The organism is Mammaliicoccus sp. D-M19 (assembly GCF_022386695.1).
Lineage (GTDB): Bacteria > Bacillota > Bacilli > Staphylococcales > Staphylococcaceae > Mammaliicoccus > Mammaliicoccus sciuri.
This window is the reverse complement of record NZ_JAJNHW010000009.1, coordinates 1-24684: the sequence shown is the minus strand read 5'-3', so window position 1 is coordinate 24684 and position 24684 is coordinate 1. Positions and strand designations below refer to the sequence as shown.

The following is a 24684-nucleotide window of genomic DNA, read 5'->3' as shown; positions in this document are numbered from 1 at the left end:
TTGATTGAAACGAATATAAATTGATAAACATTTAACGAGAAGGGAGGAACACAATCATGGCAGGTGGACCAAGAAGAGGTGGTCGTCGTCGTAAAAAAGTTTGTTACTTCACAGCAAACGGTATTACACATATCGACTACAAAGATACAGATTTACTTAAAAAGTTTATCTCAGAAAGAGGTAAAATCTTACCACGTCGTGTAACAGGTACTTCAGCAAAATACCAACGTATGCTTACTGTAGCTATCAAACGTTCACGTCACATGGCTTTATTACCATACGTTAAAGAGGAACAATAATATATAACGTATAGCAAAACCCTTTAGCAATCAGGCTAAAGGGTTATTTTTGTATTTGGATATATAGGGGAAAGGGCAGAAAAAGGGCAACATATGAGTAAAGATGACTCATATACATAATCCTAAGAAAAAATTTTTAAAATTATTGCATATATATGGAGTAACAGGGTATAATACTAATGACTCATCTACCATGTTGTAGAAGGAGACTACGAAAACGTCCCAACTCTATGGGGCGTTTTTTGCTTTGTCTTTTTCTTTTATAATACCTTTAAGATAGTATTCTTGTTCAATATAAAATGCAGTTATAAGTAGATAATAACTTCCTCTATCTTCTAATACTATTAGGTATCTATCTAATTCGTTAAAAAACTTAACTCTTGGATATTTTCCTTTTTTGTTATCTGTGTAAGGTATGAAGCAATCCATATAACACAAATCTAAATGATTTGTTTCTATTGCAGGTTTTATCCAATGTAACCTTTCGCATCTTCTAAGGTCTGGTTCTCTATCAGTAAAAGGTATACCTTTTTTGTCTGAAACAGTTGTTAAATGGAAAAAAGTATATTCTCTGTCACATTCTATTGGATATTTCTTTAATGCGATGGGTTTACCATTATAATAAACTTTATTATTATATAAATACTTTTTAAATATTTCAACATATAGATAGTCCATGTAAGCATGATAATTATGGTTGAATTGGGACATTTCAATTAATCCTTCACATGCTTTACAATTAATAGTCAAACTTCTTTTATACTATCTAAAATAAAGATATTCAACTTCTCTTCACTAAATTGAGATGTCCTAGATAGAGAAGTTTGAAATTTACGTTCAATATAATTTACTAATTCTAATTTTCCTTTACTTGTTTTTAACCCTCTGTTTTTATATCCTACAGCTCCAATTAGAAGGTCAGCTAATTGTAATATAGAGTTTTCATGTGATCTGATGTGCTGTATCTTTTTTATTTCTTTAGAATTATTTTTTCTCCCATAATAACCTAAAATTTGATGGAGTTTTCTTACTTTTTCACTGCTTTGTGTGTCTTTTATATCTATATATACAGAAATACTTTCTTTAGTATTCATATATTTCCTTATTAAGTAATAATACATAATATAATAAAAATCATCATGTGTTCTTTCAAATGCGTCATGATTGAGTAGAGATTTATCTGGTAACACTACTGCTCTAAAAGTTAAAAGTTCGTTATCAAAGAAAAAATCTATTAATCTTTTATAATAATCTATTTCACCCATTGAAACTTTCGTCCATTTAATTTCTCTATGTTTTGATATGTTCATATCTTTTTTTAAAAGTTTTATATGTTCATAGACACTTTCTTTTGCAAATTCCGGCACAGTTAATGCACCAAGTATCATTGTATTGATTTTATCGTTCTCCAAATGACAACTCTCGTCACAATACATGTTAATCATAAATTTTCTCCTCCTTATTATCTGCTAAACGCTTCTAATTTATTCATCATATCTTGAGCCATTTTATCTGTAACGTGGGTATATATGGCTAGTGTTGTCTTATAATCGCTATGTCCTACTCTACCTTGAATGGCTTTTAAGTTTATTCCTAATTGTGCCAATGTAGATATATGAGTGTGTCTTAATGTATGAGTAGTTATACGTTTACTAATAGAACTGATTTCAACCGCTTCAGCAATAATGTTATTAACCTTATTGAGGTCTATTGGACTACCAGCAGTATTAGTGAATATATATCCTCTATCAATAAACTTGTCGTTCCACTGATTTTCTTTCTTGTTATCAAGTATGATTGATTTTAATAACTTAATGCTTTGAGAAGTTAAACCGATCGTTCTATAACTTGCTGATGTTTTAGTTGTTTCTTTTACTCCAAATGCACCTGTTTCATTATCTTTTTTCCATACAATGGTTCCGTCAATTAATAATGTTTTACCCTCAATATCTATATTCTCTGTTTTAATGGCCAACAATTCACCTATGCGCATACCATTATTAACTTGAAATTCAACTATTGATTTAACCATTGCATAATTACGTTTACGACCAGAATGCTTTTTACTCTTAATTAGGTAATCAAAACATTCTAGTAACTCTTTAAGTTCATTATCCTCTAAATAATTCTCTCTTTTAGCTTGTAATTCGTCTCTAGTAATTGCTTTTTTGGGTATATCTACTCTATCTAATAGTGAGAGTTCCAATTGGCCATAATACTTATCAATGTATTTAAACACTGAACGTATCCCAATCATTAAAGCTTGTACATGAGAACGTCCCATAGTACCACTTTTAGACCAGTTATCGACTATTCCTTGCAAATAAGTATGAGTAATTTTAGAAATGAGTACATCTGATTTAATAGCTTTCTTAACTGTACGGATATTGCTTTGCTTCTCTTTTATAGTGGTTTCTTTAGAACCAGAATGCTTTTTGTAATGATTTAGCCACTCATCACACGCCTGGTGAAATCTTAATGTTTTTAATGTGCTTGGTGTCTTGTCATTCAACTTCTCTTGAATACGCTCATTTAACCGCTTCTGTGCCTCTTTCTGTGATTGTTTGCCATTCCTATTCATTACTACACTTACACGCTTCCATTTTTCTGTTAATGGATCTTTATACTTTTCATAGAAGCGGTACTGCACAACATCGTATTTGTTAGTAAATTCTTCATACCACATATGTTAACCCTCCTTACAAGAAAAACCCACGATTTGTGAGGTTATAATTTATTCTTCTACGCCATCTTCATCATATTTTGTTACATCACCGTCTTCATCTACAATATATGAACCAGCAAGTTCACCATCTTTGGTATAAAATGCAAATCCCCAACTACCGTCTGATTTTTGCTCAGGTTCTTTATAAGTATAAGTACCAGTGTCTAAAGATGCCCCTTCGTAATCTTCAACTAAGTCCATTACATTATCACGAGTAACTTCTTTTTCTTCGCTATCTGAATTTTCTTCTTCTATACTACTATCGTCATCAGCTGATACTATACCATTCCTTATATCCATAATATTGTTATATTCGGTAGTAGAAACCATTTTATTAGTATGCTCATAATGAAAGAACTCAGGACTATTTTCGTTTATATCATCAATAAGCGAATTATATTCGAGTTTTGAAGTATCTGGTGTTTCAGTAATCATAATTTTAGAATTATTTTTGCGAAATTCTTTATTTGAAAGAACCTTAATATCTTTAGAACTTAAATTATCATTGAATTTTGATATAAAAGTTCCTAATACTTCTGAGTTATCCATATGATCAAAATCGTTTGATAGTGCCAATAAGTTTGTTACAGATTCATTACCTTTGGCTCCTAATTCTTCGTTTTTTAAATCTGAATTCAAATTGTCATATTCAAAAGATAATGATTCTAATGTCGAAGTTGTCGTTAGGAGTGCATCAAATGAAGCTATATCATATGATGTTTCTTTATCTGGGTTGTTCTTCTTAAATACTTCTAATTCATAAACTCTTTCAGAAAATAGACTCATTACTTTATAGGTTTTAGCGGCATAATCTCCAACACTTGTATCAATGTCTTTTAAGTTTTTAGTTTTTTCAGTATATCTATCTATTTCTGATTTTATAGTTTGAATTTCTTTTTTTACATCTGAGTTAATAACATCTTCTTCTATTTCATCATCATTTGATGAGTTTTTTCCTGATTCATAACCTTCAAAAAAATAATTGCTAAATTTAGTGATTGATTCACTTAATTTTTTCGTTTCTTTTTTATAGATTTTATTTTGTTCTTCTAATGATAACTTTGCAGAGTTGGCTTTGTTACTTTGCGTTTCGCCCTTACTACTTTCTTCTTTTTGGCCACATGCTCCAAGTGCTAATAAACAAGAAAATATTATGATTAATACCTTTTTCATTCCACATTTCCCCTTTATTTGAATTCTATATATTTAAACACCTGCAAAGGTTCAAATTTAATAACATAACCTTAGTCGTAGGTGGATAAACCAAACTTCATTTTATAGTGTTGGATAACCAGGATTATGTGTTTTTCGGTCACCTCAAAGTAATTAGACATTTCATATACATTATGGCAACTATTCTTATATGCTTTTATAACACCATCTAAAGAAATTACTTGTTCCATAGAGTAACTTCTAGTATAATTTTCAAATTTTCTAATATTAAAATCATTTTGATCTGTAATGTTGCCAAAAGTTAATTTATAATGAGCGAGCTCTTCAGCTAATACTTCGTGTTTTCTTATTAAAAAATCTGTTTATTTTCTTTCTCAATGATTACAAATAACCTTTTATGTCTTGGGAATATATAACTTCTTGAATTTCTTCAACTTTGCTAGGTATAATTTCTTTCATTAATATGGCACTTATTTTACTTTCAATATCAGCTAATAATTTATCTAATATTACTTTACTATAAGGCAAATCTTCAGAAACTAAAAAATCACTACCGCTAAATAGTAAATTACCTGTAACATAATCAATTTCAGGTTCAAAAGAAGTGGATAGAGTAATATTGAAAGTATTATTAAGTTTGATGTTATCTATTAATATATCTGACTTAAAATAAATTAATGTTTCTCCATCATATTTTCCAGAAATATCGGGTTTCGAAATAGTTTCATAAGTTATTTTATATTCTTGGATCTCTACTTTTAAAAGTTTAATTAAGTCTTTCGGTTCACAATTGAAAAGATCGCATAATTCAGCTAACGTCTCAAATTTCAGGCCATCAACATAAAAATTATACATATTAGATATAGTAGTTCTTGATAAAGAAGTTCGTTCTTTTACATCTTTGATGCCCCAGCCTCTCTCAGCCATTTTTATTCTTAAATTAGGTATTATTATACTCATTTTATCACTCCTTTTACTTATTATAACCACCCAATTGATTATCTTCAATAGTTTACTGTTGACTTATTTATATAACCATTATAATATTATTTATAACCAATTAATTGGTTATTATGATTGGAGGAGAGATTATGAAGAATAATTTAAGTCTATTAATGGGAAAGGAAAGATGTAAAATTTCTGATATTCACAGGTATACAGGAGTTTCAAGAACGACGTTGCAAAATTTATATTATGAAAGAACAAAAAATCCAGACATACAAACTGTTATGAAAATTTGTAAATACTTTGGAATAACTCCGAATGAGTTCTTTGGTATTAAATCAAAGGAGATGTAAACAATGACAAACGTAAAAACAATACCAACTAAAGAAAACACAGTGATAAATGAAGAACAAATAATATTTAAACCACTATATGCGAAGGCGCCGATTCTGGCCAATATGTTTGGAATGAGCAGATCTACTGTAGACCGTATCTTGAAGCGGTGGGAAAAGGAGCCAAACGGAATTGATGAAATGTATATCTCTATATCTGAAACACTTAAGTTAGTCGATATAGAGCAGTTTAGAGGTTACTTAAAAACACTAAATAAAAAGTGGATGTAGATCGTTATTCATTATAGTTACAATTACAAATTTTAATGGGGTGTATAGGTGTGAAATAAATCATAAGTTAGCTGCTAAAGTTTATAAAATAGTAATAGGAAAAGTTATATAAAAATAATAAAAAGGGGTTAAATACTTAAATGAAAAACAAATTATTTAATATTGAAAACATAAAATTTAACATGGATGTTCTACAAGACAGAATGCAAGATTTAATAGATAGTTATTATTGGTTAATTGAGGATCATTTCGATAAGTACAGGCTAAAGAGTAAAGATGAAGTGATGAATCACGGACTAGGTTATGCTCAACAACGCATCAGGCTATGTCAATCAGTTATATTACTTCAAACCTACAAAAAGGAAATGGACGAATTTGTTCAAGAGTTTGGTTCAGAAGTAAAGAAGCTTAAAAAGGAGGAAATCCAGTGCGAAAAACAGTAATAATATTTCTCATAATTTCAAGTGGATCTATCTTGATTTATAAAGGTATAGACACTATAAATGCTATTTACTTTTCAATTTTAATATCAGGCATGCTGTGTTATCTATATGCAAGTTTATTAGAAATAAAAAAAGCCCACTTCTCAAAGTTTGGAGACCGAAGAAGTGAGCAATCAAAGTGCAGTTATTAAGAAATAACTCAATGTAATCTTAACATAATTCATCAAATACAGAAAGTGAGGGAGTGATGTATGGCACGACCTGGATATTTAAAACTTTGGCGAGGTATTGCTGAAAAGCCGATTTGGAAACAGTCTACACCTGAACATAAAACAATCTTAATTCAACTATTAATTATGGCGGATTTTAATGGCAATGAATGGGAATATAAAGGCGAAACATACACTACAAAGCCAGGCCAATTTGTAACATCACTCAAAAATATAGCTGAAGAGTGTGGAAAAGGGATTTCTGTACAGAATGTTCGCAGTGCTTTAGCGAGGTTTGAGCGATTAGGTTTTATAACAAACGAATCAACAAAGATGAATAGGCTTATAACCATTATCAACTGGGGAGTTTATCAGTCTAACGATGAAAAGAGTAACAAAGATAGCAACAATGTTACTAACAGTGAGGTAACAAAGAACCAACAAAGGACTAACAAAGAGGTAACAACTAATGAAGAAGTAAAGAAGTTAAGAAGTAAAGAAGGTAAGAATATAAATCATCTTCATCATCAAGATGATGTGAGTGATGAAGACTTCAAAAAAATAGTCGATTATTACCAACATGCGATAGGCATGTTGAACGCGACTGACTATAACTATTTATCACAGGACGTAGATAAATTTGGCAAAGGTATCGTCTGTAAAGCGATACAAGAAGCAGGTAAGAATAGCGCTCAAAAATACAAATATATTAATTCTATCTTGATTGATTGGGCCAATAACGGAGTTAAGACAAAAGAAGACGCTGAACGGTACTTGATTAAGCGCAATCACAATTTTAAAAACAAATCACAAAAGAAAGATGAATATTATTCGACGTATCAAGATATGGAGTTTAAGGAAATTCCTGAAGATTCACTTCCGTTTTGAGTTAGGAGGTTAACGTGTGGAAAAAGTAAAGTATAGAAATTCAGATAAAGGTTCGCCAGTTATTTATGAATCAGATCTATATATTTGTTCAGGTTGCGGTAGGACAGTCAATGATATAAAGCATGAGAACGGTTATGAATGGCGCTATAACTGTCACTGCAACTTGAATGAGTTAGCCAAAAGAAATCGAAAGCAGTATGAGAAAGTTAGTCGAGATAGATATTTTAAGAAGTCATTATCGTTTGTGCCGAAAAAGTTTCAAAGTGTGTCTTTTGAACAGTACAAACCAGAGAATAATCTAAATGCAAGAGCTCAAAGGATTTGTCAAAGGTACGCAAATAATTTTGACATGTATAATCCTCAATCGCTTTTTATATACGGTGACTATGGTACTGGTAAATCAATGTTATCCGCTTCAATCATGAATGAAGTTCGCAAAAGTTTTAGAGTGATGTACCTGGATATTAATCAGCTTTTGAATAATATTACGATGAGCTGGAATTCTAATACATTACTTGCCAAGCAGAACTACCAAGAAACAATGCTGCAACTCATTAGAACGGCTGATTTGGTTATTTTTGACGATGTAGGGGCTTCAGCTAACTACAAAACTCAAATGTCGTTATTGTTGACGATTATCCAATCAAGACTAGGAAAACATAATATATATACAACAAACCTTACACAAAAGGAGTTGTCGGATGATAAAGACTGGGAACGAATATTTTCAAGAATGATGGAGAATACTACGCCAATAGAGATGAGAGGGACTGATAGGCGGAGAAAAGGTAAGTTTAACGATTCTAAAGACAACAAAGAAGCGGTGAGAAAGAAACCTAGAACTAATCAACTAAACGGCTTGCCGTATGATATTTATGATCCACCGTTTTAAAATAAATTATCAGCAGTAAAAAGTGGTTTTTTTGACAAATTGATTTTAAAAAAGAAATGTAATACCCCTAATTTTAAAAAAATAGGGGTATTTTTAATGGATTATATGTTCGATAATACAAAATGTCATGAAATGCTAAACGTCCTAAATTGAACCGTTAAAATGCAAAATAGGGTATGTTGCTTGTGGATAATTAAACTACGGTGAATTATGATTTGATATTCATTCTAATATGCCAGACATGAAAAAATATACTTAATAGCTTAAATAACGATATTGAGTAAGGTTATCTGTAATTGCTCAAATATATGATGTGATAAATGTATAGAGTTGTTCTTGTATATTAAGGAGCCTGAATAAATTACCGCTTCAAATTAGGCATTTAAACGGCTGATAAGAGCATTTAGTCAATAATACAAATGATAAGTAATAAGCATTCAAACATGTTATAGGAGTTGAAGGTGTGAGGGATTATAATCAGTTACACAAAAATTCTGAGACAATAGAGAAACAGGAAAAGAGTATTAAAATTGATAGACCGATTTAACGGTGTGTAACAACAGATAGAGTACCAGGAGAAGGAGAAAGAAGCAGAATAAGAATTATTTGATTAGCAGCAAGTAAATTTAATCTATTTGAGACTAGCTGCTCTGTTAGTTTGTATGATAAATAATTCAAATATTAATGCTATATAAATATAATAAAATGGTAGTGTGTTTATTACGGTAGGGATAAAGAAAGTTGTAAGAGGAATAAGTAATAAGCACTCCCCTGCCAATGCAACAGTGGCGCGGTTTCCGGGTAACCGGAGATTGCTCATACTTCGCAACGCGGGGGATTTTTCATGAAAGGGGGTAATGATTTATTCCATCGTTTGTCTGTATGTAAATTATCTATTCATCTTCTGAAATTAGATGAGCTAAGTACCCAAATCGAGTACGCAGGTTCAAACGACAATAAGAACAGTAGGACAGTGATAATAAAAATTAAAATTATGCAATATGGATATAATTGCGTTCGACAAATTTTTAAAAGCTAAAGAAATATACGAAACCCCCCTAAACTATATTTATTATAGATAGGGGGTTTTTTATATTCATATATATTAGTTAGTATGAGTAATGATATAAACTAACGCACCACCTATAACAATTGTTAAAAGTGCTGTTCCCAAAAATGGTAAAGCACTAATACGAAAAGTAAGATAAATAAACCATAGTGATACAAGAATTTGAAATAATCCAGTAAAAGATGCGCTTTTAAAAGCTATAAATATTGTAATAGCGAACAAGACGATAGTTAAAAACATTAATGCTAAAATTCTTCCTGTGTCTGTCATATATTCTTGATTAATCAGGTTTCTAGCTCTAACACCACTACCGTGTAAAGATACGAAAGTGTTGGCTGAATGTTTTAAATAGAAATAGAACGCAATTGATAAAGCTAATGTAATAAAGTTCCAAACTGATCTACTAATATCTTCTATAATTTCATCCATTTTATCATCCTTCCTAGTATAGTTTTTATTAATTATAAACTAAGGCTTAACAACATTTTAAGATAAATCCTCACTGTCAATAATTAGTTCCTAAGTGAAGGATATTAAATAAATAAAAACAGATAGGCATATAAATAATGCCTATTCGTACATCATCGTGTGTATTGTTTAATAACATCAAAACCATAACTTTATAAAATGTTGATATTGAGAAATGAGAATCATCAAAAAAAGTAAACGGACATAATGTATGGTGAAAAAATATGTTAAAGGGTATCCCGAAACCGGGGCAACCTTATGTACAATGACCAACCGCTTCAATTCATATTTATATAATGAACACAGTAAGAAAAGTGTATAGTCAATAAGGATGATGAACTCGCTCATAACTGAGCGCGTTGAATAAGCACACGCCCAAAAAAGAGCATGTACTATTGATCAAATATGGGCAGTAGCTATTACTCAAAAATAAGTAACAGTAAATAAGATAAAACAATCGGTACAAAAGTGTACAGGTGTATTTATAACTACGGTTGTTAATATAATTACACAAGTGTACTTACAAGTACGGTTGTAGACAAATAAGTCCGTAACTAGAGGTTAGTCGCAGGGTCATTCATGCAACATTACCTCTATCTACTGATCAGCAAAGCCAATTGCGAGAGTTCATTTCATTTAAGTTGGAATGTAAGTTAATTAAAGAAGCGGTTGAACTATTGAGGTTACGAATAGTAATTGAATATATGTGTTGAAATGTGACTAATACATTAATGGATATATAATAGTACATGGGACACCAGACATCAGATACATAAGCAATAGATTACATGCTAACCTCAATGGATATAGTAAGTTGGACTAATCTGGGCGACAGAAGGTTAATGAGTGTATATACATATTAGCGAATGTATATAGAGTATAAGCTAAGTCATAATGATAAAAGTAAGATATGTGAAGCATATATTCAAGTAACAAACGATTACATATTCATATCACAAGATTTATCAGGTAGCGTTATCCTAAACCTTTAGAATAAGGCGATGACCTGACTGGATGAAATATCATGATGTCTAGCAGTAGAATAGTAATAATGATATGTTAAAAGAGTGTTAGCTATAGTTGGCCAAGTATATGGCTGTAATGAATTAAAAATAAGTAACATGTATTACATAGTAAGAGTTAGCGCAGACTTTACAGTGTGCAGGTAGCGATTTGAATCTGCTCAATATCTTATGGATTTGTATAAGTGAACAGGTGAGTTGTGAGAGATGTTATGCAAAGTATTACCAAGTATTAAAACATAATAAAACCATTTGGTATGTGGGATACCGAATGGTTAAGAGATAAATAGATTATAAAACTTATGATTGAATTAATTGATCAACTACATCTTTATTATAATTTAAAGAGGTGTTGATATCATGTTACTAGCACTAAATGATTTAAAAGAATTTAAATGGTATAGGATGAGTTGGATTCATGAATACTTACAGTTAGAAGCGGAGTGTTTAACAAAGATTGATAAGTTAACAATTGTTGAATCGGAATATGAACGCTGGAGACAAGGCGATTTGTTCTACAAAAATAAATATTTAACGGTATTATCTAAGCAAAAAGAACTATTATTTGAAGTAAAACGTATTGAAAAAGAACTAAATAAGTTGAAAATAGAAATGAATTTATTAAAAGAAGTAAATAATTTACCCCATTCATTAGAGAATAAAATACTCATCATGAAATATACAGAGAAGAAAACATTAAAACAAATCTCAAATGAGTTAGGGTATAGCGAATCCTACATTCGTAATAAACATGCGTTGATCAGAAAAAAATTAGAAATCTAAAAATGAAAATTCGAAAATTTAAAAAGTCCCCCCACCAATTTTGACGGCCATGGAAAAATTTTTCCTCGGAACGGGGCAGACCTTTCTTTCGGACTTTTTCCCTTTTTTAAATATTAATGTACATTAAATAGGAAAATCTAGTAAAAATTTGTAGAATATAATAGTCGAATTGATGTGAGAAATACTACAACAATACAGAGAAACCCGCCTTATTTGGCGGGCATCTTTTTGGTCTTAATTAAGCTTGATGGTATTTTATTTAGTCGAAATTGGTAATAAGTCGCATTATTTAGTTTATCAATCGTTATATTAGTGATTTGTAGTATCTCTTTAATTAAATCGTCTTTTAAAATATTTATTTTAGAATGATTAAATTCATCCTGGTTACTACTGAATTTGTAAGAATTCATAGAATAATAGAAATAGAGGATTTCCAACACTTTTTTTCTTGATACTTTTTGGTCTAGCACTTCTAATTTCCCACTAAGTATCAAGTTTCTATTTTCATACCACTTTTCTTCATTTAATATTATCTCTTCATTATCAAAATATTCTTCGTCAGTTATATTTAGAAACAATACGCGTTTTTGTCTTCTAGTTTCTCTATCTTTACAGATCTCTTCCATTCTTTTGTTGAAACCATTTCTATTATTTTCAATATATGAGTATATTTCGTTATTAACTAATTTCTTGTCTATTTCAATAAATAGGCTTGCTACATACTGGCTTGGTAAATATGCTCTTTCTCTACATAACTTTTCCCACACTTTTTTAGGTTCTTTATATAATACATACCACTCAGTTATTATTGGCTTAAGGTATTCACAAAGGCCGTTAACTCCATATTTTCCTTCAGTTTCTTTGGTTATTAAAACGTGTAGTATTAAATGTTCAATCAAATCACAATAAACCAAGTATTCTTTGTTTTGATACTCATAGGGATATTTATACTTTAAGATATATTCTTTGTTAGAAAGGTTTTGGAATTTATCTTCAAGAATATGGTGGCAGAATAGACCTTCCATAGACTTTGAATATTTCCCATGAGATATAGTTTTTATTTTGCCATTCAAAAATCTATTATATGACTTTTCCATATAGTAGTTATCGATAACATTCCCATGTTTTTTGATTAAATGGCCGACCAGTTGCCTATAGTTTAGTTTCAATAAGCTTAAATAGTAATTGTATTTATCTTTGTATTCAATATCGTATACCATTATTAATCCCCCTTTTTTGATATATTTAGCTTACCACTTGTCTGTTTAAAACTTAATTTAAACCATAATAAAAAGTTGGTGGAACGAATTGTTACGGTAGGATATAATATGTCTTCGCTATTAATTTTTTGGGCTTGCCATGAAGATGTCATTACTAATGACGTCACATTAATAGGCTTCCGCTAAAACGTTAACTAGCCAATGTAAAGTTAAAGTCGTAAATCACGACATTAGATGATGAAAATTAGTGTATTCATTGTAATCTACCCGCTTCGAAATTGCTTTGAGTGAAGAGGTATATACAATATTCTGATTAATATTGTATTATTAAGTTAAAAATGGGTGAGATAATGAGTAAAGAAAGCTTAAGAACAATTATTGTAATCATTGTTGTGAGTATGATTGCGATATTATCATTTGGTTTAGTAATAGGACAAATGGTAATAAAAGATTACATATATGAAACAATGACAGTGATACTAGCTTTTGTTAGTTTGTTTGCTACAATGGGAGGAGCATATCTCGGTGCTAAAGTGGCAGGAGATAATGCTAGAAAATTATATGAGCATCAAAAAAATCAAAATGATTATGAAAAAATTAGTAAAGTTGAGTTAGTGGCAAATATTAAGTTGGTAGAAGTGATAAATCATTCTTTGGCTGTAAAAAATGATATTGAACTTTTATATGTTGATGAAAATGATAAAAGAGAATTTAATGAGATTGTAGAAAGTATTATGCGCCCAGGAGAAGTCATAGACGGATATGCAAAACCTATTATAGAATTGCTTGAAGATAGAGAAACTTACAATGGAACTTCAGGCTTATATAAAAGTTTGATAAAAACCTATAATGAATGTAATAGAATGAAACAGCATATAGAGTTAATAAATATTTATGATACAGGATTAGGACATCCTGAAGATAATTCTAATTTAGAAAAATCTGAAATTGATAGGTTAAGAGATGATTATACAGAAACCAGAAATAAAGAATTAGTAAGAAAAGACGTAATATCAACATTTGTAGAGTATCAATTCATAAAATCTAACCTAGATAAATGTATTGAAGATATTAAAATAAATATTTCTGACGAAAATAAACTTTTTGAGGAAGTAAAAGTTCATAAGTATTTTGGTTTAAAGTATTTTATAAAGTTTAAATAGTAAATTTAAAGGGCAAAAAAAGGGCGGATTTATAATGAAAAGGGCAGAAGTATGAAGTACATTAGATTGCAGGTACTCTTTGAAAATTGATATTAAAGCATTTTGAGAAAGTATGAATATAATAAAAATAGTCGTATATCAAAGAGGAACAATAATATATAACGTATAGCAAAACCCTTTAGCAATCAGGCTAGAGGGTTTTTTTGTGTTTGGATTTATAGAAAAGTTGTTATTTATAATGACAACGATATTATTGTAAATAATTTGGAATTATTAAAAGTATAAATAGTATAAACATTACTAGTGCGCTGAAGTAAATAGACTTGTTATTTCTTATATATACTTTAGATATTGTTTCACAAATTAATAATTGAGTTAAAAAACTAAATACAAACAAGAATAATAAACTAAAGATTAGTCTTAATAAATTAATATTTGTAAAATTAAAAGAAATAAACATTGTCAGAAATAAAAAGGCTGTATAAATAAAGTACTGGAAAAGAATGTGTGTTCTATCTAATAATCTTCTAATAATTTCAAAGTCAAAGATATATTTTAGTAAAAATATGTTTACTGAAATAGAGAAAACAAACTGTATATATAGCAAAGCGGTTAAATTATTAAAAAAAGATGTCTTTTGATCCAAGAAAGTCGTTATTATAGATAATAATAAAATGAGAAATACGATGAATAAATTTATTTTTCTATACATTAAAAAGCTCCAATATATTAATTGATTTTTACTACGTTTTGAAAGCTATCAGGTGCATCTTTCTTATTGTTTATAATATCAATATAATCAAGTATAACATCTTCCCCTATACCTGTGGTGTATACTAAGTATGATTCATTATCATAAATTTTTCCTAGATGATTATTAATAAAATCTTGCATAATTTGGTATCCATCTTAAGTATCGTCATTAGTTATTTTTTTGAGAATGTCTGTTTTTAGTGAATGTTCTATATCTAAACACATAGGTAATAATATGTAACGTAATCTCATATCTAAAGTCGCAAGATCTGATAATGCAGAAAATTCGAAATTATAATCTCCACTATCATCTTTAGGTACATTTTTTCTGAATGAAGATAATTTAAATAAGTACGTATTATATTTCAATATTTCTTTAGCTTCATCCTCTTTTATTTCGTTAAATAAAATACCTAATGATTTTAATTTTTAATTTGCTCTTCAAAGCTCAATTTTGATTTTCTTTTCATACATAACTACTTATCCTTTATATCTGGCCATCTTTTGATAGTTTATATTGATTAAATTATATAATAATAATCCAGCATTTCATATATCATGTTATGTTGGCTTTTTCTTTATTTCTGTAGTTGTTTTCAATGCATCTCATTTCATTCATTGTAAAAATACAATATAATAATGAGTAATAGAATTTATGGGATGTGTGTTTATGAAGGCTATTTATGACCTTATTAAAAGTGATGCGGATATGATTTATATTTTAGAAGTTGTAGAAAGCCTGAATTTAAATGATTCGTGGGTTAGCGCGGGATTTATAAGAAATAAAATTTGGGATATGATTCATGATTATACAGATAAGACACCATATAATGATGTTGATGTTATATTTTATGATGCTGACTGTCTAGATGAATCTATTGAGAAGCGATATGAACAGCAATTAAGAGATATTGATTCTAGCATACCTTGGTCAGTAAAAAATCAAGCGAGAATGCATTTGAAAAATGATTTTAATCAATATATTGATTCGAAGGATGCTGTGGATCATTATACAGAAGCGCCAACAGCTATTTGTGCTAGGATAAAAAATGGTGAGTTAGAAGTACATTATAACTACAGTGTTCAAGACTTGTTTAACGGTATTGTTTCACCAACTCAATATTTTAATCATGACTCTGGTAGATATGACGTTTATTTGGATAGAATTAATCGAAAACAATGGCATAAGCAATGGCCAAATTTAACATTTGATAATTAGAATTTAAGTAAAGATTTAATTCTTAAAGGATGTGTTCTTAATGACAATCGAAGGATTAATTGAAAGATATAAAAATACATTACCTGATGAACAAATAACTGAAGAAGATTTTAAATTAATGATGTCCAATATTGGAAATCTTAATGCCAATATTCGTGAAGATAATTTTGACTTAATTGCGCGTTTAATTATAAGTGGGAAATTGGAAGATTATCAAATGCTACAGTTACTTGAGCATTGTGAATTTGTTTTAAGAAGTGTTAACGAAAGTGATACTGAACATCTTGTGCTGGATAGAAGTTTCAGTGCACTTATTATCGGAATCATTGTTGAATATTTAGAAGAACATGAACAGTTACCTCAGGATATTTACGAGAAGATTATAAACATAGCGATTAAATACATGGATAAGGAATCTGATGTTAGAGGATATGTACAAGGGACAGGATGGATGCATAGTGTTGCGCATGGATCAGATTTACTTGCAACATGTGTTAGATCTAAAAATTATTCAGGTGACTGTAATAAAGTGATCTTAAAGGTCATCGCTAAAAAACTTTATCAGTTAAATACTGATTTATCTTGCTATATAGATGATGAAGATGAGCGACAAGCATTTATCATTGAAGCATTACTTGAAAAAGGACTTGCAGATCAAGAATTAAGTAATTGGATAAGCGAGTTATTCGTGACAGTTAATCAAACAGATTTAAATCAATCTGAAGAAGTATATTTAAGTTATTTTAGAATAAGGAAAAATATAAAAGATTTCTTGAAGACATTGTATTTTAGACTAAAATTTAATCAAAAATGTCAGGTAACTCAAGATAAAATAGAAGAAATCCTTAATAAGTTATACTTAGAATTAACACAACAAGGAGAATAAAAATGGGGATAAAATTTTATGTAGCAGGTAGTTTTGGAAATAAGAATGTTGTAAATAAACTTATAAAGAGCTTAGAACAACACGGCTTACAAAATACTTATAATTGGACGCTGAATGATAAAGCAATTAATAAAGAGGACTTAAGAAAAATTGGTCAATCAGAAGCGGATGCAGTGAAAAATTCAGATATACTGTTAGCTATATTGCCCGGAGGTAAAGGGACATATACAGAAATAGGTATTGCGATAGGACATAATAAACCTATTCTATTATTAGCACAAAATGAAAACATATTTGAAGCTGATAATGCAGCTACATTTTATTTCCTGGAAAATGTTTATCGAAAGCAGCTTGATAGGGTTAATGTATATGAAGAAGTTGTAGGTATTATTGAATCTGTGAAATAATATGGTCATGATTTAAATATAAATAAAGGATGATGTTTCATGAAGTCGGTTAGTGTATATCATTATGATGCATTTAGTTTAGAAGCGAATAAAGGAAATCCTGCTGGTGTGGTATTAGATAGTGAAGGATTAACAGATGAAGATATGCAAGAAGTTGCGAAACAAATTGGATTTAATGAAACAGCATTCCCTTTAAAATCAAGCCGTGCTGATTTTAGGATACGATATTTTACGCCAGGTCACGAAATGGATTTGTGTGGACATGCTACTATTGGAACAATCGCGGCAATGAAACAACATGGATTATTAGAAGATAATAATGAATTTATAATAGAGACGAATGCAGGTATCTTACCAATTACTTTAAATGTTGAAAATGATAATATTTATATAACGATGCAACAAGCTAGCCCTCAATTTGATGCGTTCAATGGATCGAAAGTAGATTTGGCTCATGCTATCGGAATTGATGAGAAAGATATAGTAACAGATTATCCGATTGTTTATGGGAGTACAGGAGCATGGACATTATTAGTACCTGTTAGGAATCTAGAAGTATGTAAAAGAATGATTCCTCAAAATAAATTATTTCCAGAAATATTAAAAGAAAGACCCAAAACTTCAATTCATCCTTTCTGTATGGAAACATATAAAGAAGGCTTGAATATGCATGCAAGACATTTTTCTTCACCATTTTCAGGAACGACTGAAGACCCCGTTACAGGAACTGCTTCTGGTGTAATGGGCGCATACTATGCTCAATATATAAATACATCGACTAAATATCCGCTTGAACTAATCGTTGAACAAGGACAAGAAATAGGAAAAGATGGACAAGTGTATGTGCATGTGAATAATATAAACAATCAGCTTAATATTGAGATTACAGGTAGTGCAATATATGTTAAAGAATTAAAAATAGAATTATAATCATTTAGACTACCGGAACACTAAAAACCCTCTCTAGACAAGGACTAGAGAGGGCTTTGATTTTTTCTATAGTAGTGTTCTTGATAATTCCCCCATTCATTATCAAGCTCTGATTTAGTTGCAATTTTATAAGGATTAAAAATGGTTTGTCCATTTTTATTTATGAATAAACCATCATCAATTTGATATGCTGCATGTACTACGGCGTTATTCTTTAAATAAACAATTACATCTCCGTTTTGATTTCCTTCTGAAAATAATTCGTAGTTTAAAGATTTAAGGTTAGTTAGAAAAGCATCTGCTTTTATCCACTGTTGTAATATATTTCTATCTCTAGTAATAGCATAAAGGACTGTTGAAAGACAGTTTGATCCTTGATGTTTTGGAAAAGTAGAAACGATTGAACTTAAATGATTGGGTAATTGTAAAGTTGAAAGGTGCTTTACGTGATTATCATAATATCTATCTATTCTGTTTTTAAAAAACTGTCTTTGTTTATTCGTTGTTAATTGGCTCCATTTTTGTGAAGTAATGAGGTTGCCTTCTATGAATAGTGGATTGTTAACTCTTTCTTGTTCCTGAAGAATATATGTTTTTGAATCTTCATTAAGATTTTCAAACCATCCTTTTGAAGCTTTAATTACATAATTGTAGACACCTAAATTCCAAAACTCATATAAGTTATTTGTATCAATATTAAATGAACTTGTTGTCTTAAATGCATCTTTATGAGTGATAACTATATCTTCAATTTCAAAAGGGATATCATTAACAAAAAATAAATCAAAATTATTATAGTAATTTTCAGACCAATGTTTAAGTATTTGTTCAGTAGGATATATTTTCATAACTATACCTCAATTCGTATAACTTAAAATTTATTAAATTTCAGTTTTTCTATAACATGGTCGTGATTTTTATATAGTACGAGATCTGCTCTGTTTTTAGTTGGCAAGATATTTTTTATTAAATTGACTTCGTTAATATTGTCCCATAGATCTGTTGCTATTTTTAAGGCTTCTTCTTTTGGGATGTCTCGATATTTATAGAAATGTGAGTCTGGCTTCTGGAAAGCTTCTTCTTGAAGTAGTAAGAAGCGATTGAGATACCATTTCTTCATATTTTCTATTGTTGTGTGTAAATATATTTTGTAATCAATATAATCACTTACGAGTTCTTCTTCATGTGGACTTACTTGGAAGATATTCACGCCTTCTATAATAAGAATGTCCGGACAGTCTATGTTGTGATACTGGTCCTTAAGACGGTCGTATGTGATATGTGAATACGTGTATGTTGGAATGTTAGGCTCGTTGTTCTTAATTTGTTTTAAGTGACTGATTAATGTTTTTGTATCATAACTTTCAGGAAATCCTTTTTTAGAAAGTAAGTCTTTATCGATGAGTTCTTGTTTAGGCATGATATAACCATCAGTCGTAATCAGATCAACTTTCCAGTCCGCGTTATATTCTTGTAGTAAGTTTAAAAGCAGTCTTGAGACAGTGCTTTTCCCTACAGAAACCCCTCCTGATATTCCAATAATAAAAGGTGGTGTATTATTTTTGTTATGTAATTTGTTGTTAATGTTAGATGAATAATCTTTATGGAATTTAACTTTGTTTGTCAAAAAATTAATGAGTGGCAAATAGAGTTCATTAATTTCTGAATTTGTTAAGTTATCATTTAAACTGATAATTTCTTCTAAGTTTAAATGACTTGTATCCATATCTAATTTAAAATTTGTGTTTTGCCATTCTTCTTTTGTGAATTTCATAATGAGTTCCTTTACTTAAGAATTTTTCACTTTTTACAGTACTCGTATAGGGTAACATAAATAGTCATGAAAGTGCTTTATTAATTTTGAAAAATTCTTATATACTATTTTATTCATGTACATCATGATTTTCTTTATAGTGTTAAAATGTATAGAAGATATGGGAATTATTAAAAATTGTCTTAATATAATTTTGAATTTGAGGTGACTGGAAGATGAATGGTTCTATACATCATTTAGAGATCTATGTTAGTGATATAAATAAATCTAAAAACTTTTATAGTTGGTTATTAGGACTGCTAGGATATAGTTTGTATCAAGAATGGAGGGAAGGTTTTAGCTTTAAATTAAATGAAACGTACATAGTATTTGTACAAGTGGACGATTCATTTAAACAATATGGATATCATCGTAAAAGGATTGGATTAAATCATTTGGCATTTACAGTTGAAGACAGAGTAACAGTGGATGGTATCAATATTATTTTGGAACAAAAAAATATTAATAGACTGTATGATGATTTATATCCATATGCTGGAGGTAATCATCATTATGCTGTTTATTTTGAAGATCCAGATAAAATGAAAATTGAAATAGTATCTAAAGAATAACACCACCTCTAGATTTGATATAAAGGTGGTGATATTCTTAAAATTCTGCTATGACAAGTTTATCTTCAAGGACTTGGTTTACAAAGTTTACTGTTGCTTCTCTTGATATAGGGTTATGTCCTAGCTTTTTATTGTTGTATAATATGAACTTTATGTTTGAACTGTTTATTTCGTATTTATTTAAGAAACTACAAAATGGATCGAAATGTCTAGTCATATCAGTCTCACATAATCTGTTTTGGATGTAGTAAATTTTAGGTACATATTTTTGTTTGCGAAATAAGCTCGTGATTGATAGTCTAAGTGCATATTGTTTCTTGATATAATCGCGTGAACGGTTGGGAAATATTTTAGTGTATAATTTTTCGACGTTCACTTTATCGTAACGATCTACGTAACATTGTGGATTGTTCACTACAGCAGTTGTGCCTTTATGTAATGTTGCTAAATACATAGACATAAAGCCACCTGCTGATGAACCACAATAGACGACATTTTGAGATTCTATTTGGAGTGCTTGCGTGACTTGTTGCGCAATTTCAGAATAGTCTTTTAAGAAATGACGTTCTTCTCTTCCGACACCCCAACCAATACGTAATTGCTTATAATGAACAGTTCTGTCATCTATATAAAGACAATTTGCATTAAAATCTTCATGCCATTTACTTCTCATAAAGACAGGTGGTTTACTTTTAGATGGATCAATCGCACCATTTGAAAATACAACTAATTTATGATTATCTTCTTTAAGATTTAACTTGATATAGATGTCTAATTCATCTTTCATGATTTTCACAACTTGATTATTATGCGCCCATAAAAGGTCGTTGTTCAAATCTTCGTAATTTAATGTTTCCATGATGTGGAACACTCCTAATGGTTAATATTCATTACAAATACTTAATATAAAATTCAATATAACAAAGTACTCTAGCAATTAACAATTATATAGTGGAAATTTACAAAAACTTAACAAAAAAGAGGCTAGGCATCATGCCCAACCTCTTTTTAAAGGGATTAAATATTGAATAATCTTTGGAAGAATCCTTTTTTCTTAGGTTCTTCTTCAGTTTCTGATTTGATTTCTTCTTTTACTTCTTCTTCTTTGTTTTCTGAAAGCGTTGAAGTTTGTTCTACTGTCGTTTCAGGTGCTTTTTCTTCAGTAGATGCTGCTTTGTCAGTAGTTTCTTCTTTAGCTGTAGTTGTATCTTCTTCTTTAGATTCTACTACTTTATCAGTAGTCGTTTCTGGTTTAACAGCAGTTTCTTTATTTTCTGATTTCACTTCAGCTTGTGTTTCAGATTTAGCTGGCTCTTCAGCTGCAGTATCTTTTGTTACTTCTTTATCTTCTTGTTTTTTAGTTTCAACTGATTCACTAGAAGTCTTGTCTTTTGAAACTACTTTAGAACTTTGTGGTTGTTCAGCTTGTTTCGTTTCAACTTTAGTATCATTCTCTTGAGCAGTAGCCTCTGATTGTTGGGGTGCTTGTAATGCTAAAGTTTGTTCTAGTTTCTGTTGTTGAATATGAACTTGTTGCAACATTTCACCAAGCATTTGTCTTTCTCTACGCATATGTTGAACTTCTAATCTTAATTCTTCAATTAAATGTTGTAGTTCAGGTGTTTGATTAGCAGGTTCGTCTTTAACAAGAACTTGTAAAAAGTCTTTCTCTTGTTCTAGTGTTTCGAATGCTTGGTCATAACTATTTGTTTCTTTAACCTTTTCTGCTATTTCTTGGAAAAGTTCAATATCTTCTTCTTGGAAGTCTGTCGCTTCTCTTCCACGATATTCTGTCTTAGAAAGTTGATATCCTCTGTCTTCTAAGTGTTGTACAATTTTTCTAACTTGCTTTTCACTAAGACCTACTTTAGTTGCGAATTCTTTAGTTAACATATTATAAATCATCCTTTATTTGACAGTAATTTAATAGGTAGGGTTGTCTGTCGGCAGACAACCCTCACACTTCCCTTTATACATTACATGTAAATAACAGAAAGTTCAAGTATTTATTGTATTAATTGTGAAAAGTATTATATGCAAAAAAGAAATATGTTATTATTTAGGAAATTAGAACAATAAAAATTAATATTGGAGCTGTTAGATATGTCTAATAATACTGAGAAAAAAGCTTTTAAACCAATTTGGATTATTGTTAGTTTTGTTGTATTAATTGGAATATTGTTATTACCGACTTCAAACGATTTACCTGTTATGGCAAAATGTGCGCTAGCGATTTTAGCTTTTGCAGTTATTATGTGGGTAACAGAAGCCGTAACTTATCCTGTATCAGCGGTCATGATTGTTGGACTGATCGTTGTACTCATTGGATTTAGTCCAGTTCAAAATTTAGGAGATGCTTTAGGCAATCCGTCAGCAAATGGAAAAGCTTTAGAAGGGGATTCATTACTAGGTACAGGCAATGCGTTACAAATGGCTTTAAGCGGATTTTCAGGATCTGCAGTGGCACTCGTTGCAGCAGCATTATTCTTAGCTACAGCGATGCAAGTAACCAATTTACATAAACGTTTAGCATTACAAGTACTTTCTATTGTAGGAAACAAAACAAATAGAATTGTTATCGGTGCAATTGTAGTTTCTATTATTTTAGCATTCTTTGTACCTTCAGCTACTGCAAGAGCTGGTGCTGTTGTACCCATCTTATTAGGAATGATTGCTGCATTTAATACATCTAAGAACAGTAAATTAGCAGCATTATTGATTATTACAGCCGTGCATGCCGTCTCAATATGGAATATAGGTATTAAGACTGCCGCCGCTCAAAATATCGTTGCGATAGGGTTCATTAATAAATCGATGGGACAAGATGTTTCTTGGGGTGAATGGTTCTTGTATGCAGCACCATGGGCGATTATCATGTCAGTCGTCTTATACTTTGTGATGATTACTGTCATTAAACCTGAAGAGAAAGAAATAGAAGGTGGAAATGAATTAGTTAAAGCACAATTAAAAGAATTAGGACCAGTTTCAGCAAGAGAGTGGCGACTCATTACGATTTCTATCTTATTATTATTTTTCTGGTCTACCGAAAAAGTGCTCCATCCGATTGATTCATCTTCAATAACAATCATTGCATTAGCAATTATGTTAACACCTAAAATCGGTGTCTTTACTTGGGAAGATGTTGAGAAGAAAATTCCTTGGGGTACAGTTATCGTATTTGGAATTGGTATCTCACTAGGAACAGTATTGTTGGAAACAACAGCGGCACAATGGTTAAGTGATAAAACATTTGGATTGATGGGACTTAATCATATGCCACTAATCTCAACCATTGCACTCATTTCTATATTTAATATTTTAATACATTTAGGATTTGCGAGTGCAACGAGTTTATCTTCAGCATTAATACCTGTATTTATAGCTTTAACACAAACATTAAATTTAGGTGACCAATCTATCGGGTTTGTACTTATACAACAATTCGTGATTAGCTTTGGTTTCTTATTGCCAGTTAGTTCACCACAAAATATGCTGGCATACGGCACAGAAACATTTACCGTTAAAGACTTTATTAAAACAGGTGTACCACTCACAGTTATTGGATACTTATTAATTATCTTGTTCAGCATGACATATTGGAAGTGGATAGGATTGATATAAAGGAGAAGACTTATAAACAGGCTGCTGAGATGAGAAATCGCCGAAGTCGTGGCTTAAGTTGCGAATAAAGCCAAGAGATCGCGCAAGTCATGGCTTAACGATTGAATAAAGCCAAGAGATCGCGCAAGTCATGGCTTAATGCCTAAATAAAGCCAAGAGATCGTCCAAGTCATGGCTTAACGACTAAATAAAGCCAAGAGATCGTCCAAGTCATGGCTTAATGCCTAAATAAAGCCAAGAGATCGTCCAAGTCATGGCTTAATGCCTAAATAAAGCCAAGAGATCACCCAAGTCGTGGCTTAACGACTGAATAAAGCCAAGAGATCATCCAACTCCATCCGAACTACATAAAAAAGCCGTTCAATCTTCAAAATTGAACGGCTTCTTCTTGTGTAATTAAAACCATACGCTATGCGTATGGTACAGTATGGTTTAACCGTTGTATTAAAAAATGCATCTCTACATGCTAAAATAATATTTGGTCAGCCAACCAAAATTAACAACACGAGGAGATGCATTAAATGTCATCAGACACAAACAGTTTAGCACATACAAAATGGA

25 protein-coding genes and 2 pseudogenes are annotated in these 24684 nt (G+C 30.5%); 14 read left to right on the top strand and 13 right to left on the bottom strand.

The window, feature by feature from the left end; all coding sequences use genetic code 11:
• Window positions 1-56: 56 nt before the first annotated feature.
• Window positions 57-299 carry a 30S ribosomal protein S18 gene (rpsR, locus tag LQ675_RS13055; RefSeq protein WP_025906198.1) on the top strand — a complete coding sequence of 81 codons (243 nt, stop codon included), beginning with the start codon at window positions 57-59 and terminating at the stop codon, window positions 297-299.
• A gap of 228 nt (window positions 300-527) precedes the next feature.
• Here rpsR and LQ675_RS13050 read toward each other — a convergent pair whose 3' ends face one another.
• The 5 genes from LQ675_RS13050 to LQ675_RS13030 all read right to left on the bottom strand — a co-directional run bounded on the left by LQ675_RS13050 (window position 528) and on the right by LQ675_RS13030 (window position 5157).
• Window positions 528-1010: a hypothetical protein gene (locus LQ675_RS13050; RefSeq protein ID WP_239732949.1), complete on the bottom strand. Its 483-nt coding sequence runs from the start codon at window positions 1008-1010 to the stop codon at window positions 528-530.
• A gap of 35 nt (window positions 1011-1045) precedes the next feature.
• The gene (locus LQ675_RS13045) at window positions 1046-1744 is read right to left on the bottom strand and encodes a DUF3800 domain-containing protein (RefSeq protein WP_239728018.1); all 699 of its coding nucleotides are present in this window, start codon (window positions 1742-1744) and stop codon (window positions 1046-1048) included.
• Window positions 1745-1761: 17 nt separating this feature from the next.
• Entirely contained in the window at window positions 1762-2985 is a 1224-nt protein-coding gene (locus LQ675_RS13040; protein WP_239728016.1) for a tyrosine-type recombinase/integrase, read from the bottom strand.
• 48 nt (window positions 2986-3033) lie between these two features.
• The gene (locus LQ675_RS13035) at window positions 3034-4197 is read right to left on the bottom strand and encodes a hypothetical protein (RefSeq protein ID WP_239728013.1); all 1164 of its coding nucleotides are present in this window, start codon (window positions 4195-4197) and stop codon (window positions 3034-3036) included.
• Window positions 4198-4578: 381 nt separating this feature from the next.
• The gene (locus LQ675_RS13030; protein ID WP_239728003.1) at window positions 4579-5157 is read right to left on the bottom strand and encodes a helix-turn-helix domain-containing protein; all 579 of its coding nucleotides are present in this window, start codon (window positions 5155-5157) and stop codon (window positions 4579-4581) included.
• 131 nt (window positions 5158-5288) lie between these two features.
• Between LQ675_RS13030 and LQ675_RS13025 the strand changes: the two genes are divergently transcribed.
• The 5 genes from LQ675_RS13025 to LQ675_RS13005 all read left to right on the top strand — a co-directional run bounded on the left by LQ675_RS13025 (window position 5289) and on the right by LQ675_RS13005 (window position 8197).
• The gene (locus tag LQ675_RS13025) at window positions 5289-5495 is read left to right on the top strand and encodes a helix-turn-helix domain-containing protein (RefSeq protein ID WP_239728000.1); all 207 of its coding nucleotides are present in this window, start codon (window positions 5289-5291) and stop codon (window positions 5493-5495) included.
• A gap of 3 nt (window positions 5496-5498) precedes the next feature.
• The gene (locus tag LQ675_RS13020; RefSeq protein WP_239727998.1) at window positions 5499-5765 is read left to right on the top strand and encodes a helix-turn-helix domain-containing protein; all 267 of its coding nucleotides are present in this window, start codon (window positions 5499-5501) and stop codon (window positions 5763-5765) included.
• Window positions 5766-5905: 140 nt separating this feature from the next.
• On the top strand, window positions 5906-6208 hold the full coding sequence (locus tag LQ675_RS13015; protein ID WP_239739077.1) for a type II toxin-antitoxin system toxin TscT: 303 nt from the start codon (window positions 5906-5908) through the stop codon (window positions 6206-6208).
• A 251-nt stretch (window positions 6209-6459) separates the two neighbouring features.
• Window positions 6460-7305, top strand: a complete 846-nt coding sequence (locus LQ675_RS13010) for a DnaD domain-containing protein (protein ID WP_239727993.1) — start codon at window positions 6460-6462, stop codon at window positions 7303-7305.
• A 16-nt stretch (window positions 7306-7321) separates the two neighbouring features.
• Window positions 7322-8197, top strand: coding sequence for an ATP-binding protein (locus LQ675_RS13005; protein WP_239727985.1), 876 nt, complete (start codon window positions 7322-7324; stop codon window positions 8195-8197).
• A gap of 1105 nt (window positions 8198-9302) precedes the next feature.
• On the opposite strand, the gene LQ675_RS13000 is transcribed toward LQ675_RS13005, so the two are convergent.
• On the bottom strand, window positions 9303-9695 hold the full coding sequence (locus LQ675_RS13000; RefSeq protein ID WP_239727983.1) for a hypothetical protein: 393 nt from the start codon (window positions 9693-9695) through the stop codon (window positions 9303-9305).
• Between the two features lie 1421 nt (window positions 9696-11116).
• On the opposite strand from LQ675_RS13000, the gene LQ675_RS12995 reads away from it, so the two are divergent.
• Entirely contained in the window at window positions 11117-11539 is a 423-nt protein-coding gene (locus LQ675_RS12995) for a hypothetical protein (protein ID WP_239727981.1), read from the top strand.
• A gap of 650 nt (window positions 11540-12189) precedes the next feature.
• On the opposite strand, the pseudogene LQ675_RS15055 reads toward LQ675_RS12995, so the two are convergent.
• A pseudogene (locus LQ675_RS15055) lies at window positions 12190-12759 on the bottom strand (SAV1803-related protein); the annotation flags it as partial.
• 350 nt (window positions 12760-13109) lie between these two features.
• Here LQ675_RS15055 and LQ675_RS12985 point away from each other — a divergent pair.
• Window positions 13110-13922 (top strand): hypothetical protein, encoded by an 813-nt coding sequence (locus LQ675_RS12985; protein ID WP_239727979.1) that lies wholly within the window; start codon window positions 13110-13112, stop codon window positions 13920-13922.
• A gap of 729 nt (window positions 13923-14651) precedes the next feature.
• Here LQ675_RS12985 and LQ675_RS12980 read toward each other — a convergent pair.
• Together LQ675_RS12980 and LQ675_RS12975 are read right to left on the bottom strand one after the other, a co-directional pair.
• Window positions 14652-14816: a hypothetical protein gene (locus tag LQ675_RS12980; protein WP_158259168.1), complete on the bottom strand. Its 165-nt coding sequence runs from the start codon at window positions 14814-14816 to the stop codon at window positions 14652-14654.
• Between the two features lie 18 nt (window positions 14817-14834).
• A pseudogene (locus LQ675_RS12975) lies at window positions 14835-15145 on the bottom strand (Abi family protein); the annotation flags it as partial.
• A gap of 200 nt (window positions 15146-15345) precedes the next feature.
• On the opposite strand from LQ675_RS12975, the gene LQ675_RS12970 reads away from it, so the two are divergent.
• Genes LQ675_RS12970 through LQ675_RS12955 form a run of 4 tightly spaced genes read left to right on the top strand, consistent with a single transcriptional unit; the run spans window position 15346 to window position 18117 of the window.
• A complete protein-coding gene (locus LQ675_RS12970; protein ID WP_158262750.1) occupies window positions 15346-15894 on the top strand; it encodes a nucleotidyltransferase family protein in 549 nt (182 codons plus the stop codon).
• A 40-nt stretch (window positions 15895-15934) separates the two neighbouring features.
• Window positions 15935-16780 carry a DUF2785 domain-containing protein gene (locus LQ675_RS12965; RefSeq protein WP_078354859.1) on the top strand — a complete coding sequence of 282 codons (846 nt, stop codon included), beginning with the start codon at window positions 15935-15937 and terminating at the stop codon, window positions 16778-16780.
• Window positions 16781-16782: 2 nt separating this feature from the next.
• The gene (locus LQ675_RS12960) at window positions 16783-17187 is read left to right on the top strand and encodes a nucleoside 2-deoxyribosyltransferase (RefSeq protein WP_078354860.1); all 405 of its coding nucleotides are present in this window, start codon (window positions 16783-16785) and stop codon (window positions 17185-17187) included.
• A gap of 39 nt (window positions 17188-17226) precedes the next feature.
• A complete protein-coding gene (locus LQ675_RS12955) occupies window positions 17227-18117 on the top strand; it encodes a PhzF family phenazine biosynthesis isomerase (protein ID WP_078354861.1) in 891 nt (296 codons plus the stop codon).
• 44 nt (window positions 18118-18161) lie between these two features.
• Here LQ675_RS12955 and LQ675_RS12950 read toward each other — a convergent pair whose 3' ends face one another.
• Window positions 18162-18965, bottom strand: coding sequence for a hypothetical protein (locus LQ675_RS12950; RefSeq protein WP_088592602.1), 804 nt, complete (start codon window positions 18963-18965; stop codon window positions 18162-18164).
• Window positions 18966-18988: 23 nt separating this feature from the next.
• A complete protein-coding gene (gene coaA, locus LQ675_RS12945; protein WP_048542921.1) occupies window positions 18989-19891 on the bottom strand; it encodes a type I pantothenate kinase in 903 nt (300 codons plus the stop codon).
• A gap of 215 nt (window positions 19892-20106) precedes the next feature.
• Between coaA and LQ675_RS12940 the strand changes: the two genes are divergently transcribed.
• The gene (locus LQ675_RS12940; RefSeq protein ID WP_048542923.1) at window positions 20107-20502 is read left to right on the top strand and encodes a VOC family protein; all 396 of its coding nucleotides are present in this window, start codon (window positions 20107-20109) and stop codon (window positions 20500-20502) included.
• Window positions 20503-20539: 37 nt separating this feature from the next.
• Here LQ675_RS12940 and LQ675_RS12935 read toward each other — a convergent pair whose 3' ends face one another.
• Window positions 20540-21361, bottom strand: coding sequence for a YqiA/YcfP family alpha/beta fold hydrolase (locus tag LQ675_RS12935; RefSeq protein WP_058590749.1), 822 nt, complete (start codon window positions 21359-21361; stop codon window positions 20540-20542).
• 158 nt (window positions 21362-21519) lie between these two features.
• The gene (locus LQ675_RS12930; RefSeq protein ID WP_119650037.1) at window positions 21520-22395 is read right to left on the bottom strand and encodes a hypothetical protein; all 876 of its coding nucleotides are present in this window, start codon (window positions 22393-22395) and stop codon (window positions 21520-21522) included.
• 210 nt (window positions 22396-22605) lie between these two features.
• On the opposite strand from LQ675_RS12930, the gene LQ675_RS12925 reads away from it, so the two are divergent.
• Complete coding sequence (locus tag LQ675_RS12925; protein WP_048542929.1) at window positions 22606-24123, top strand: DASS family sodium-coupled anion symporter; 1518 nt, start codon at window positions 22606-22608, stop codon at window positions 24121-24123.
• The last annotated feature ends 561 nt before the right edge of the window (window positions 24124-24684 follow it).